The organism is Paenibacillus sp. CFBP 13594, from assembly GCF_014842675.1.
Taxonomy (GTDB): domain Bacteria; phylum Bacillota; class Bacilli; order Paenibacillales; family Paenibacillaceae; genus Paenibacillus; species Paenibacillus amylolyticus_B.
The window spans coordinates 230,587-244,778 of sequence record NZ_JACYVQ010000008.1 but is presented as its reverse complement, the minus strand read 5'-3'; the positions used below and the strand labels follow the sequence as shown (position 1 = coordinate 244,778).

The following is a 14,192-nucleotide window of genomic DNA, read 5'->3' as shown; positions in this document are numbered from 1 at the left end:
TAAACTGCGGCTGTCTTCATTTTAGGGTGAGTCTACTGTTACTAATCTGTATCTCCAGATAAACTATTTATAATTATTTAGGGGGCCTTTATCCATTTCAACTTCTACCATCTTTGAAGATCCCATCTTGAGCTTAGGTCTAAACTCTGAATCCGGTTTACTGTAAAGCTCCAGTGGGCTAATAATTACTCCATCTGGTGTATTATGAAGAATTCCGGGCACGCAGGTATAAATCCGATCGTTATTATTTGCATTCTTAGCGGATATCGTAACGGAGGTTCCATTCAGATTATCTATACTCATGGACACCTTGTATCTGTAGAATGAGCCTGATCCATTGGACTGAGCTGAATAAACCACAGGTACAACTGCAAGAATATCATCGTTTAACCTTAATTTAATAACTTCTGTCTTCGTTGATTGGCTACTTCTTCCAACATCACCCATATGTTCAACTATCCCTTTACCATAACTTTTGAGGGGTGGGGTTCCTGCCGCTCCAAACATTGCTACATCTATCTGCTCACCATTCTTTGTGTAGACTAAAGCGTATATATCATAATCTGTCCCAGTCTGCCAAGATACAGTCGCTGTAATTTCCGGTGTTTTATCAATGATAACGGATTTCTGCCCTTTAACCAGATTGATATTTCCCTTTACCTTTTCGAGGTTTATCGACGATAAGGTTTGTTTACTATTCTTATTTTCAGGAACTGTTACAGTCGGATCAGGTTCTGTTGTTATTGAATTTTGAGTAGTCTGGGGTTCGGAGGGTTTGTTCTGCTCATCCGCTTCAACCTCAATACCGTAAAGTTTACATAACCCTTCAAGCCCGGAATCAAATCCACGCCAGATTGCTTTTGCTTTTGTCTGACCATTCCTTAAATATAATTCCAATACGACAATTCCATTTTCATTGGTGAAACTGGATGGGGTTAACTGAATAATCGTCTTTCCGCTATCGATCTCTGCTTTTAAATTCGTTACATTTGAAAATCCAGTGCTGTTATCCTCTGTAAGGGTTATAGCTATTTTGGTAATACCTTCAGGAACTTTACTCATATCAAAATTGATTTTATGTACTTTTGTATTGCCTACTAGCTCAGATGGCATGAGGGTAGCTACACCTGATGAAGTTGTAGGTTGATTATAAAATATAATTCCACTATCACCTTGTACCCTATCCGAATCCGTTAAAAGGAATGCTGTTAAAGAAATATCTATTAAATTAGAAATTTCATGGCTAATTATAACGCTACCTTTTGCAGCACTCAGGGTTGTGTTTGCTCCCATCTGAAGAAACTGATTCATTTAAACCACTCCATTCTATAACAGTTCTTAATATAAATAGACTCTTTAATAGTGCCATTAAATCAATACATACTCAATAATTATTAGGCAGAGTGAGGCACTTCTTCCATTTCCGAAAATTCACCAATATCTCTGCCCGCTTTGAAGTTATATTATCTACGGTAACAGGCATTTTCATAGAAAGTAACTCAAGGTAACCCCTGTTCCACAAAAATGCTGTTACTTTTGGTACAACGTAGGATCATTGAAGACCACAACATTGTTATAGTCTTCAATGATTGAAATCGTTTTATTTGCTACTTCACTACCGAGGGAGGCATACAATTTCTTGTCGCCAATAATATAAAATTCTTTTTTTGCTCGTGTAGCTGCAACATTCATCATATTTGGAACAGAGACAGCCCATCTTGCCGCCCCACTGCTATCAGAGTCAGCCCCAAGAACAAAGTAGACAATCTTGGCCTCTTTCCCTTGAAAAGTATGAACAGTTCCAATGTTCGTTGTTTTTCCATTTTCTCGTTTTGTGAAGTTAATTCCATCTAATACTTGTACAAGTTTATTAGCCACATTGCTAAATGGGGTGATAACATAAATTTCATCCGCTAAATTCGGGTCTTCTTGCAAACGTTTATCAATTAGACTTTTCAGTAAATCAGCTTGTTCTTTAACAAATTTATCATTTGCTTTCCCCGTTGAGTCATACCATCGTGATTTACCTTGTGACTCATCTTCTGATTTACCTTGTACCATCAATTCGTCATACGATATTTTATTTGAAATCGTAAACATTGGATAGTCCGAACGTCTGTGCACCCAAAGAGGTATACCAATCCATTCATCCTCATTTTTTTGAAAACCATACTGACTTGTGGCATCCACAATGGTTTGAGTAGATGCATCAGCAGAGACAAATTTTTCATCAACTTTGTAAATTCTTTCGATCAAGGTCAGCACATTTGAATCTAACGTCATTACTGGTTGTATTTGTGATGGATCGCCGACCACCATAACCTTTTTGCTTCTATAGATTGCGCCAACACTAGCTTGTGGTAGTGCTTGACCAGCCTCGTCTATGAATAAATTGCCTATTGAGTTTTCATTAAGATTTTTAAACATTCTCCCAAAACTAGCAAAAGTCGTGCTGATAACAGGGATAGCCAAATTCAACCATTGCCATGATTCCGAAATTAACTGAAGTCCGTTCTCTTTTCCAATGTATTCAGACGGTTTGCTCCAGATAATCCTCGCGGCCTTCAAACTCTTTCTGTTTTCATACAGAAATTGCTTTCTAACTTTTAAAGCTGAAATAAACAACTCTGATTGTAATTTACGAAATTGCATTGTAAACCATGGGTTAGATTTTTGAAGTTCATCATAGGATAGTGAAAAATCTAGTTCCTTAATGCCACTTTGAGATTTAAGGTTTTCCAGTACTGCAATTTCTTTTGCTAATTTTTCTAAAGCGTTATGTTGAGTAGTCATCCAACGTTCGAAGTCTGCTTTTGTGTCCTGGGTTTGTTTTTGAATATGCTCACTTTTTGTAGCAGTTTCTTTTAACCTATTTTCGAGTCGGATGCGCTCATTCAACCATTTCGTTTTTTGTTTAGATAGATCATTTAAATGATCATTCGCATCATTCAGATTTTTGAAGTACTGCTCAACTTTGGGTCGATTAAATATTTTATGAAACCACAAATGGCTTGGTTTTTGTGAAGTGACTACATCATAATTTCTTTTAGCTTGAGCTTGTGGATCGATTAGGTTTTCTATCTCAATAGAAGCATTCGATATATCATCTTGAAGATTTAAACTTTCTTGTCTCAGTCTTTCAAATTCACGCGTCGCTTCTGCTTCTTGTGTGATTAAACTTGTTCGTTTCTTTTTTTCTTCTTGTTCAAAAGCAATATTTTGCTCGGTATGCTTGGTTTTTGATTTTTGAAGTGCATGTATTTTCTCGCTATATTCCTGCATTTTTTCTCTTTCGATTTTTAATTCATTATAGAGACGGGAGAATTCTTGATATACACCTTCACCTGTACTGGATTGATAATTATCTTCTAGATCTTTCTCAATTGCTTCTATGCTTAGAAGTAGCTTGTTCACATTTGTTGACGCCCCACCTTCTAACGAGAATACTCCCCAATTCTCCTCGTTTAAAGTCTCCCTTTTAATCTCACGATTTTTCCCGAAACCTTCACCGGTTAGTTTAGAATTAGATATATCTTTGAAATAATCTGCTTCATCCAATTGCTTTTGAAAATCGTCAGCAATCGTTTCTTTCTTTGGTAACTCCTTAACAATGTTTTGGACTGCCCCATTGTTTGAACTTGCAACAACAATATTTTTATCTGAAATGGAGGATGGTAAAATACCAATTTTAGCACTTTGCCAATAAACTAAACTTCTTTTTATCGTTTTATCAGAAAGTTGCACCATTTCCACTGCCTGTTGAACCACCAAATCAGCGAAGATATCTTTTAACAGAGTTGTTTTCCCTGTTCCTGGAGGACCATTGACACTACGAATCTCATTTTTATCGTGTAATGCTAGATTCACCGCAACCTGTTGCATGAATGAGAGTGCAAAAGCAGGGCTACTTGGAAAACGTCCTAACGGGTAATACTTAGGTTGTAAACTGTTTGTCTCAAAAATTTGTGAGTTAAAATGAAGTGACTTTTTATTTCCATCTAAATTCTGCCTGAATCCCGAAAAACCATTAAAATAACGATCTAAATTTTTAGTAGTGATTACCTTTGCTTTATTCAGATCTTCAATAAAAAACGAATGTAAATTTACCTCTCCATTATCTAAGTTTTTCACAAATGCATAGCGAAAATTATTAGTGGAAACATTATACTTTTGCAAAAGCTCAGAAATGGCACTGTTAAATCCATCTTCAAATTTACTGTTCAAATTTTCTCTAAATGAGTTTTCAAATTTCGAAAAATCTTCTGGTAAATCACCATATTGGCGGATATAACCGCTCATGGTAAAGAATAATTTGTCTGCTATAAAATCTAATTGGTTATCAAAATATATAGCGAAGGTGAATTTATCAGATTTACTAACTTCTTCGTGGGTTTTTTCGATCTTGTGCTTCTTCCTCAATATTTCAACAACCTCTTCAAATTCGAAAATATCAAAATATAATACTAAACCGGAATTTTTATAGATCTTATCTTCTACACTTTGTTGTTCTTTTTGTTTAATTAAAAAGTCTGTAAAAAACGTATTCCAGTCTTCTTCCATGGTATGTAAGAGCTTTAGCGGTTTTTCTTTCTTAATAGATCCTTCGGATAGCTGCTCTATCGTAATCCAAGCATTTAAAATATCTTTCTTTTTATTCATGTTCTCCCCCCATTATCATCTGAAGACAAAAAGAAAAGCTCTTCAACCTTAGAGAGCTTCACTACACTAATGTACCAATCATTCATATACGATTTGACTTCTTCTAATAATACCATGTACTTTCCGCTGTCAGTCATTTTGCCCTATTTGTAAGCGTTCCAACGTATCGGTTGATGGGTAAACTCGAATGATTCTTTATTGCAATAAATACAATCTAATAACGACAAGCAGACCTGTCATAACTTCATGTTAGCAGGTCTGCTTGTCTTGTTTAGAGCGTTTAGGAAGGCAGTGCGACATTTACCAAACTATTTATGACCTTTACGAACCTTGAGCTGCATCTTTTTGATCGTTATATTCTGCATAAGCTCCAGCACGAGTGGGCCTTTGCCATTCAGGATCTCCACATCCGTTACATTGTCCTGAATGGTAATGATCCCGATGTCGTCAGCCGTAACGCCTTCAAGCTTGGCGATGGTACCTACAAAGTCAACAGCACGAAGTTTCTTCTTCTTGCCTCCGTTGAAGTTCAACTTCATGATCTGCTGATTCAACTGTTCACGCTTGTCCTTTTTGCGTTCAGGAACGATCTTCAATCGTTTCTCAAAATCTTCTCTGCGGCGATCTACAGCTTCCTCGGAAGGAGCTTTCACAATAGGGATTTCGAAACCGATATAGGATTCAATCTCCGCAAGACGTCTGCCATCTTTCGGTGTAATCAACGTAATGGCTTTACCTGTTTTGCCTGCGCGACCCGTACGGCCGGTGCGGTGAACATATCCCTCTTTTTCCAAAGGAATATCGTAGTTGATGACATGAGTAATATTGGTGATATCAATACCACGTGCGGCTACATCCGTTGCGATCAAATAACGGAATTGTCCCCGTCTGAAGGCGTTCATGACTTCGATCCGCTCATCCTGCTCCATGCCACCATGGATACGGTCTGCTGGATAGTCAAGGTCAGCCATGACCCGGAACAGTTTATCTACATTCTCCTGCGTACGGCAGAACACGATGCAGCTATCCGGATTTTCCACAATGAACAAGTCCTGAAGCAGCGCGGTTTTGTTCACTTCTGGCACATGAATTACAGCGTGTTCAATAGTGGCTGTTGTCAGTCCACTTGCTTTGATCTCGATTTCCACCGGCTTGTTCATGTATTTGCGTGATAGCTTGGCTACATCTTCAGGGAACGTAGCGGAGAACAACATCGTTACTCGCTCCTGCGGCAACTTCTGAATAATCGCTTGTACCGTCTCGATGAAGCCCATATTTAACATCTCATCGGCCTCGTCAATGACAAGGTAAGCAATCCGTTCGAGTGGCAGCGTGCCGCGTTCGATATGATCCAGTACCCGACCTGGCGTACCTACAGCGACATGTGTTCTTTGTTTTAACTCGGCTTTTTGGATATGAAAAGGGGACTGTCCGTATAGTGCGGTTGCTTTAATACGCTTAAAGCGGCCGATATTTGTAATATCTTCGTTAACCTGCAAAGCCAGTTCCCGGGTTGGTGTAAGAATCAAAGCCTGTGGCTTATTTTCATTCCAATCCACCAGCTCGCAAAGCGGAATGCCGTAGGCGGCTGTTTTACCGCTACCTGTCTGTGATTTGACCACAAGATCCTGGTTCTCTAGTGCTACCGGAATAACTTTCGTTTGAACCTCGGTTGGTGTCTCGTAGCCCAGACTGTCTAGTGCTTTTACGATCTCTTCACCTAGTCCATAATCTTTAAATTGTTGCTCGCTCATCGTTTACCTCTTTTGCGTTAGTTTTTGTACAATTATTGCACCGTACATTTATCGTATACCTCTTCATTATACTCTATATGCAGGCAGGCTAACGGAGTAAATGCATCAAGTGGTTAAAATGTTTTTATCAACTCCGATATGAGGAGGAACCGCCTGTTGCTGTGCGTAGGTGTATCATAACGTTCCACGTGAAACGAAATGTATCGGTGAATATTGCTGTGTGTTAATGAATGACCATTTTTACAGCCTGGGTTTGGGGAGGGTAAGATTGAGCGATTATTCCACCAATCCATACTTCTGCACTTCGACCAACGAGTGTCTCATCCAAAGAGACGGTGACAGTCTGTCCTTCGATGATGAGTTCGGCGTTCTTGCTGAGCGAAATCCAAATCGGTCCTGATTCAACACCTCCATCTTCTTTATTCTCTATGAGTACCTGACCTCTTTCTTCCTCAAAATCCGTAATCATTCCTCGCACATGTGGCTTCTCTTTCACTTGTTCTACGGACTTCTCTGTGCATCCAAGAGTTAACAAGAGCATGATGACTGGTAATAAGGATAACTTTCGTACAATGGACATTGGGGTGCTCACCTCTCATTCTTTTTAATTACATCTACAAACTATGGACGTTACCTGAGACGCCCAAGTTCCTGTATATCAATAAAAAGAACCAAAAAAATTCCATTCAGTCTGGAACTGGGATTTGGAATATGTTAGCATATGGGTAACTTATTGAACGGAGGGATACGTGTGCTAAATTTTTCCCGATTGAGATAATATGGCGAGATGTTTGTTTATGCTTGCTGTTTTCTGCCTGTGTGCAGCTCATCGGGATTGGTTTGCCATGTTACACGTATGCCGCTAGTCGTGAAAGAATCATTCTGTGAGGTGGTTCTTTGATGTACTACTATTTTTTGTGAGCATTCAGGTATGCCAACTTCCGAGATGAATTGCACAGGCGAACATGTCTGTGTTTTTTAGTTTATCCAGGAAAAGGGGAGTACCTGATATGACAAAAGCGAACATGAATGAGCATTTGGCAATTCGAAAGGAATTATTATCTTTAGCAAATCAGAATGGACTCCTTATCGTTGAGGAATCCTTGGAGATCAACGAGTCGGGTATGGACTTTCGTGTAGCATTCGCCACGGATGAAGAAGGCCGAAGATGGGTTCTGCGCCAGCCGCGACGCAAAGATGTCTGGGAGCGAGCCGAGAATGAGAGAAAGGTGCTGAATGTGGTCCGAGGAAATATACATGCACAGGTACCAGATTGGCGGATCTGCACGCCAGGGTTGATCGCTTATCCTTTACTTGAGGGTGATCCGATCGCAGTTGTGGATCCCGCAGGGGGAGGGTATGTATGGAGATTCCCTCAGGAGAGCTTATCGGATACATTCCTGGATTCACTGGCTACGACTCTCGCCACGCTGCATAACATCGATCCCGACAAGGCGAAGAAAGGTGGAGTGCGGACCAAGACACCTATGGAAGCTCGCAAAGAATTTGCAGCCAATATAGAAGAGGTTAAGCAGAATTTTACGGTGCCAACCGAGTTGGTTGAACGCTGGACGGTATGGCTTTCTATAAGTAGCTATTGGCCTCAGCACTCGGCGTTCATCCATGGTGATCTGCATCCACCACATATAATTGTCGATGATGCCCAGCGAGTAACTGGACTTATTGATTGGACGGAAGCTGAGATTGCAGATCCGGGTAAGGACTTCGTCATTTACTATGCACTCTTTCAGGAGGAAGGACTGCGTGAACTGTTGAGACGTTATGAGAAGGCAGGGGGAAGAACATGGCCCCGGATGATGGAGCATATTCGAGAGCAGTGGGCAGCCTATCCTGCAATTGTTGCCAAGTTTGCACTGATTACAGGAAAGGAGTCGGACATGGAGATGGCGAGAGGCATGCTTGCGAACTGGGATGTAAAGAGAGGTTGAGTATTGAAGGTATATATAGCAACCATACCAGGTGAGGGGTGGATGTATGGCACGAATCCGACTAATATGCTGGCTAACAGGTATTGCATTGCTGGTTAGTCTAACGGGATGTACAACTCTGTTTGTCAATTCAGATGATCGTGCGGAGAACGTGCTCTCCCAAAAGCGAATGAATGAACTCCGCAAGGAATATCCGCTATCCACTGGCGTTCCCGCGACGATTAACATGAGAGAAGTGAGCTTCAGAGAGATCATGACATATGGGGATGGGGTCGTTGTGGCAGAGGTTATGAATGTTTTGCCGAGTTTTCGTGTGGAGTTGACTACTGAGCCGGGCACGCCTGAGCGAAAGATGGCTGATAAGGATCGGGCTACTGGAACGACACCCTATCAACCTGAATTCATCTCCTATGGGGTGAGGGTACATGAAGTGGTAACAGGAGATGATGTGCCCGAGGACACTTTTTTATTTTACAACGCTGACTTTGCAGGTGTGGAGCCTGAACTTAAACCAGGTATGAAGATTATCGCTGTAGTCAAAAAGGGGACGACTGGAGAACAGCTGGGAGGATATTCGTTCACCCGCTACGGCACGTACTATATTGTTGATGGTGACTACGTACTTGCCACCTATGAGGGTGAATCGGAGGAATCACGTTACTTTACGGAACAAACGAATGGTATACAACTGGACGCTTTTATGGATAAAATCAAGAACCTGCCACAACGCTAAATGACTTTTTTCCATAGAGCAGTTATAGCAATTATTATAAATGTTCTTTAACATAAAAAAGGGCGATCCCTTCCATGATATCCATGGGAGGGATCGCCCTTTTTCTTTTTCGTTAAGCGTGGTACGTCACGATTGTACCTATTTCAAAATACTCACATATTTCCCGTATACAAATGCTACACGTCCATCCAGCTTCACTTTTACCCAGCCATACTTGTCTGTACTGATCACCTCAAGCACAGTGCCCTTTGGTACTGCAGCAACAACTTTGGCCTTGGATGAAGCGCCAGCGCGTACGTTCAGGTAAGCTGCAGTGACCTTGGCTTGTTGGCCTTTGGTGACAGTTCCTGGTTTACCAGTGCTTGGTGTTGATGGTTTACCAGGTTTCGATGTGCCTGGAGTTGGTGTTGGTTTAGGTACTGTTGGCGTTGTTGGCTTCTCAGGTGTAGGAGTAGTTGCTCCCTCACCACTACCTACTGCTTTGCGAGTTTTGTTCAGCTGTTGATAGAACGCTCCCTTGGTTTTCACGCCTGCGAATTGTACCGCACTCACATCTGCTTTGGCAGATAACGTATCAATCTCTTCCTGAGTCACCGTATCCAAAATGTTAATGGAGGCAATGTTGGTGTACTTGCCATCTTCCGTTGTTGGGACAGACATGATGCCGTCGTTAATTAACTCCACTACATCTGCACGTTCCGGTGCAGTCAGGTCTACGCCGGTGATTTTCCAGTTATGTTGAATCTTCGGTTCGTAGACACCTTTCATAACATCTTTCAGATAGGCGATGGACAGGTTGCGAATTGTGCCTTGAATCTCACCAAATGCCGAGGCATCCTTGGAGGACCAGAGCTGCTTGAACTTGCGACCTTCCATGGCGCCACCTTTGGCAATCAGCGCTTCCATCCGGTAGGCATTCATACCGAGCTTCAGCGTATCGTCTTCTTTGACCACTGACCCATCGCTGTACTTGAGATTTTTAATCCGACTACCGTATGGCTTGGTCAGGTCAATCTCATACGTTACGCCGCCGAAGAAATCATCGGTGCTGTATTTGGAAGCGCGTCGTTTCGGATCAAAGCTGACGGTCACATCACCAGGGCGTGTGGAGTTGAAGTATCCCGCAGACCACTCCATATAATCCATCAGATCGCGTCCGGTTACTTCATATACGGTCACTTCACCAAAGGTGTATTGGTAGTTGAACGCAATATCCTTTTTCTTGATCGGGCCTACATCCAGCTTGGCCTTGTCGTTATCAATCTGGTGCGCGACCACATCGGCATCACTGTAATGCAACATCACTTCTGTGAAGAAATCAGACAAAGGTGTTTCCTGGATCTGCACCGCAGGGATACCCTTAATCTCATCAGCAGGGACCAGGTTCGTTCCTTTCAGTTCAGCCACTTCAATGTTGGCATCGGCACGAGCGAACTCGTGGAATGGGTGCAAAGTCTCTTCCAGCGCAGGATCGGAGACTTCATATGTTCCGTCTGCTGCTTTCACAGCGAGAGCTTGAGCTTCCTTGCTTTTCAGCACAACTTTGTCGCCATCTTTTTCAAATGTAAGGTCAATTCGAGAGATATGCGAGCCATATTTATTCGGTTCGGAGATCAATACGCCGTTAACCGTTTGGGATTCAATCAAAGTATGCATGTGTCCGGCAAAAATGGCAGCCAGCTCCGGGTTGGCATTGGCGATATCCGTCACTCCGGTTCCCGGATTACCGTTCTCGTTGTCCAATCCCATATGCATGAGTCCAACCATGACATCGACTTTGCCTTTTAGCTCAGCAATGGCCTTCTTGGTCTCTTCCACAGGATCTTTGACGATGATGCCGTCCAGGTGATCCGTACCTTTCTCAAACTCGGTAATCATAGGTGTGTTCATTCCAATAACACCGACTTTGATGCCGTCTTTCTCAATAATCGTATAGGCAGGCATGTAGCGGTCGCCGTTTTCTTTGAAAATGTTACCCACGAGAGGCTGTCCATTGAATTGGGAAGAGATCTTCTCCAGTACGTCCAGTCCGAAGTTAAACTCATGGTTACCCATAACCCATGCGTCATATTTCATTTCGTTCATTGCAACCATCATGGGAGATTGGGGTTGATCATTGAACAACTCAGCCGAGTTATCCTGAATCATGTCTCCTGCATCCAGTAGGATCGTATTGGGATTCTCCGCACGCACTTTTTTTACAATGGTGTAGAGCTGTGTCATGCTTCCGGTTGGGTTTGGACCATCCAAAGCATAGTCCCACGGCATGAATCGACCATGTATATCCGATGTACCCAGCAACGTGATCTTGGTCTCCTTGTCTGCCTCAGCAGCCTGAACCGGAGTGGAAGCAAAAGGGGCGAACAAAATGGAGGCACATAAGAGGAAAGATAAAGGCCATCCGGCGAAGCGTTTCGTTGAAATTTTGCGCATGTTGTAATCTCCCTTGTTATCTAGTGTGTGTAAAGATATGTATCATTTCATACTAGATAAACATCTAGTGAATGTAAACTCCAATGTAAGAGTTATGTTGGATTTAAGAGATTGAATCGATAATTAGCCTCAGAAAAACCACTAAATTCTATTTTTTTACAATAAAATACTATAATTTGACAGGTGTTAAAAACCAAAATTATCCAGTAAAATGGTTTTTGTAAGCGCTTTACAAAAAATGAATACTAAGGAGGAAAATCATTGATTAAGTCTAAGTGGTTTAAAACAGTCGGCTCACTGGCATTGGTAGGGATTCTCGCTGCTTCTGTTGCGGTTGGTAGTGTGAGTGCTGGTTTGGCGAAAGGTAGCAAATTTCTGGGCAATATTATTGCCAACCAGGTTCCTTCGAATTTTAGCCCATATTGGAATCAGGTAACTCCGGAGAACTCAACCAAGTGGGATGCTATTGAAGGCACACGCAACGTAATGAATTGGGGCCAGGCGGATATGGCCTACAACTATGCTAACAACAACGGATTTCCGTTCAAATTCCATACGCTCGTATGGGGAAATCAACAGCCAAATTGGATTAACAGTCTCTCAGCCGCAGATCAGAAGGCTGAAGTGACACAATGGATTAAAGCTGCAGGACAGCGGTATTCGAAGTCTGCCTTCGTTGATGTGGTGAATGAACCTCTGCATGCGAAACCATCCTATCGCAATGCCATTGGTGGAGATGGGGCAACGGGTTGGGATTGGGTTATCTGGTCATTCCAACAGGCGAGACAAGCCTTCCCTAACTCCAAACTGTTAATTAATGAATATGGTATTATCGGTGATCCTGCTAAAGCGGACCAATATATCCAGATTATCAACCTTTTGAAAAACAGAGGTCTAGTTGATGGTATTGGAATCCAGGCGCATTACTTCAATATGGACAACGTTTCTGTGAGCACGATGAACACGGTATTGAACAAGCTTGCAGCAACAGGGTTGCCAATCTATGTATCCGAGCTGGATATGACAGGTGACGATAATACACAATTGCAACGTTATCAGCAGAAATTCCCTGTGCTGTGGAAACACTCTGCTGTTAAAGGTGTGACGCTGTGGGGTTACAACCAGAATCAAACCTGGCAGGCTGGCTCCCACTTGGTCAATAGCAACGGTACAGAACGTCCGGCTATGCAATGGCTGAGAAATTACCTGGCAAACAATCCTTAAGTTTACGTATTGATGTGGCTGAGCATCTCGTAGAAATTCGATAATGATATCACATCAAAAAGCGCCTGTCCCACATGATGAGTATGGGGACATGGCGCTTTTTGATGTGCGAATATTTTGTCTCCCTGTTTGATCAACCACTGGTGCGAGGAGTCAAGAATCCGAATGATGGTCGTTCTGAACTTTAAGCAACCGAGCGTGAGGAGAAGCATTTGATTTTAATCCATATCAATACAAAAGCGATCAGTGCAAAGATCATTCCGCTCCAGACCAGTTGATGTACTCCCAGGTTTGCGATGAACCAGCCGCCGATAGCAGTACCCAGGGTAATACCGAGGTTGGAAAAGGATACATACAAGCTGTTGCCGAATTCAGGCGCATCTTGCGCTTCAGCGGTTAACCAGGTTTGGCTTACAATTAATCCTCCTGAATGCACGGATGCCCAGAGGATGACTACAATAACCATCCACATGAAGTGGGGACCGGCCCAATAGACGAGTGCGTAAGCTGCTACATACAGCAGGGGGAACATGAGGACAGTTCGGACCACGCTCTTACGCAGAAACTGTCCAAACCCCAAATTTCCGATGATCATGACGACACCAAAGACAGTCAGCATGACACTGATCCATGATCCGCTCATTTGGGTGACCTGTCCAAGATACTCGGCGAAATAGCTGTATACGGAGAACATGGCGGCGAATATAAAAATGACTGCGACAACATTCAGCCATAATCCAGGTTTGCGCAGAATACCGAGTTGCTTGCCATAGGACATCTTTTCCTTCACGGGCATCGAGGGTAACCAGATCCATATGCCGATCAAAGCGACCACACTGACCATCGCTCCAAACAGGAAGGCGATTTCGAGGGATAGGCGTTCAGCAAGATACGATGTCAGTGGCACGCCAAAGGCAAAGCCCGCGGTAACTCCGGTGAATACTTTGGCGACGGCCTGACTGCTTTTCTCTGCCGGAACGAGTTGGGCACTGGTGACCAGGGCTACGGAAAAGAAGACGGGATGGAATAACGCGGGAATGATACGGAAGATAAGCATGGTATCAAATGTTGTGGCGTAGGCATAGACGACGTTCGAAATGGCAAACATCAGCACAGCGGCTAAAAGGATGATTTTGCGATTAATTCCAGACGCCAGCAAGGTGAGAAAAGGACCCGCGATGGCTACGACCAGCGCAAATATACTGACCAGCCAACCTGCCTGTGCAGCCGTAATGTTGAATTTGTGCGCAACCTGAGGCAGCACCCCCACAATCCCCATTTCTGTTGTAATGATCCCGAATACACCCAGTGCCAGAATCAGGATAAGCAGCGGGTTGACCTGTTGTGATTTCATGTAAAGCGTACCTCCAGTGAATTTAGATATACAGAAAAATAGATGTATTATGTCGAAATGAACCTGCCTTGCCTCCTATAACTCCT

Annotated in this window: 9 protein-coding genes; 3 read left to right on the top strand and 6 right to left on the bottom strand. The window is 42.7% G+C overall.

What is annotated here, in order from left to right; translation table 11 throughout:
- Nucleotides 1–63: 63 nt before the first annotated feature.
- The 4 genes from IFU39_RS24425 to IFU39_RS24410 all read right to left on the bottom strand — a co-directional run bounded on the left by IFU39_RS24425 (nt 64) and on the right by IFU39_RS24410 (nt 6,993).
- Nucleotides 64–1,311 (bottom strand): TerD family protein, encoded by a 1,248-nt coding sequence (locus tag IFU39_RS24425; RefSeq protein ID WP_091012352.1) that lies wholly within the window; start codon nt 1,309–1,311, stop codon nt 64–66.
- A gap of 219 nt (nt 1,312–1,530) precedes the next feature.
- A complete protein-coding gene (locus tag IFU39_RS24420) occupies nt 1,531–4,659 on the bottom strand; it encodes an AAA domain-containing protein (protein ID WP_192135370.1) in 3,129 nt (1,042 codons plus the stop codon).
- Nucleotides 4,660–4,967: 308 nt separating this feature from the next.
- Nucleotides 4,968–6,413: a DEAD/DEAH box helicase gene (locus IFU39_RS24415; protein WP_105600524.1), complete on the bottom strand. Its 1,446-nt coding sequence runs from the start codon at nt 6,411–6,413 to the stop codon at nt 4,968–4,970.
- A 223-nt stretch (nt 6,414–6,636) separates the two neighbouring features.
- A complete protein-coding gene (locus IFU39_RS24410; protein WP_105600523.1) occupies nt 6,637–6,993 on the bottom strand; it encodes a hypothetical protein in 357 nt (118 codons plus the stop codon).
- A gap of 430 nt (nt 6,994–7,423) precedes the next feature.
- On the opposite strand from IFU39_RS24410, the gene IFU39_RS24405 reads away from it, so the two are divergent.
- Together IFU39_RS24405 and IFU39_RS24400 are read left to right on the top strand one after the other, a co-directional pair.
- Nucleotides 7,424–8,362 carry a macrolide 2'-phosphotransferase gene (locus IFU39_RS24405; RefSeq protein ID WP_105600521.1) on the top strand — a complete coding sequence of 313 codons (939 nt, stop codon included), beginning with the start codon at nt 7,424–7,426 and terminating at the stop codon, nt 8,360–8,362.
- A gap of 46 nt (nt 8,363–8,408) precedes the next feature.
- A complete protein-coding gene (locus IFU39_RS24400; RefSeq protein ID WP_091012358.1) occupies nt 8,409–9,095 on the top strand; it encodes a hypothetical protein in 687 nt (228 codons plus the stop codon).
- Nucleotides 9,096–9,233: 138 nt separating this feature from the next.
- Here the strand turns inward: IFU39_RS24400 and IFU39_RS24395 are convergent, their stop codons facing one another.
- Nucleotides 9,234–11,363: a 5'-nucleotidase C-terminal domain-containing protein gene (locus tag IFU39_RS24395; protein WP_374954419.1), complete on the bottom strand. Its 2,130-nt coding sequence runs from the start codon at nt 11,361–11,363 to the stop codon at nt 9,234–9,236.
- A gap of 426 nt (nt 11,364–11,789) precedes the next feature.
- Between IFU39_RS24395 and IFU39_RS24390 the strand changes: the two genes are divergently transcribed.
- Entirely contained in the window at nt 11,790–12,752 is a 963-nt protein-coding gene (locus IFU39_RS24390) for an endo-1,4-beta-xylanase (RefSeq protein ID WP_091012361.1), read from the top strand.
- Nucleotides 12,753–12,936: 184 nt separating this feature from the next.
- On the opposite strand, the gene IFU39_RS24385 is transcribed toward IFU39_RS24390, so the two are convergent.
- A complete protein-coding gene (locus IFU39_RS24385; protein ID WP_105600518.1) occupies nt 12,937–14,106 on the bottom strand; it encodes an MFS transporter in 1,170 nt (389 codons plus the stop codon).
- Nucleotides 14,107–14,192 lie beyond the last annotated feature (86 nt).

Coding starts and splice junctions, on each gene's coding strand:
- IFU39_RS24415 (WP_105600524.1), bottom strand. CDS start 6,413: ATGAGCGAGCAACAATTTAAAGATTATGGACTAGGTGAAGAGATCGTA.
- IFU39_RS24420 (WP_192135370.1), bottom strand. CDS start 4,659: ATGAATAAAAAGAAAGATATTTTAAATGCTTGGATTACGATAGAGCAG.
- IFU39_RS24405 (WP_105600521.1), top strand. CDS start 7,424: ATGACAAAAGCGAACATGAATGAGCATTTGGCAATTCGAAAGGAATTA.
- IFU39_RS24425 (WP_091012352.1), bottom strand. CDS start 1,311: ATGAATCAGTTTCTTCAGATGGGAGCAAACACAACCCTGAGTGCTGCA.
- IFU39_RS24395 (WP_374954419.1), bottom strand. CDS start 11,363: ATGCCGTGGGACTATGCTTTGGATGGTCCAAACCCAACCGGAAGCATG.
- IFU39_RS24385 (WP_105600518.1), bottom strand. CDS start 14,106: ATGAAATCACAACAGGTCAACCCGCTGCTTATCCTGATTCTGGCACTG.
- IFU39_RS24400 (WP_091012358.1), top strand. CDS start 8,409: ATGGCACGAATCCGACTAATATGCTGGCTAACAGGTATTGCATTGCTG.
- IFU39_RS24410 (WP_105600523.1), bottom strand. CDS start 6,993: ATGTCCATTGTACGAAAGTTATCCTTATTACCAGTCATCATGCTCTTG.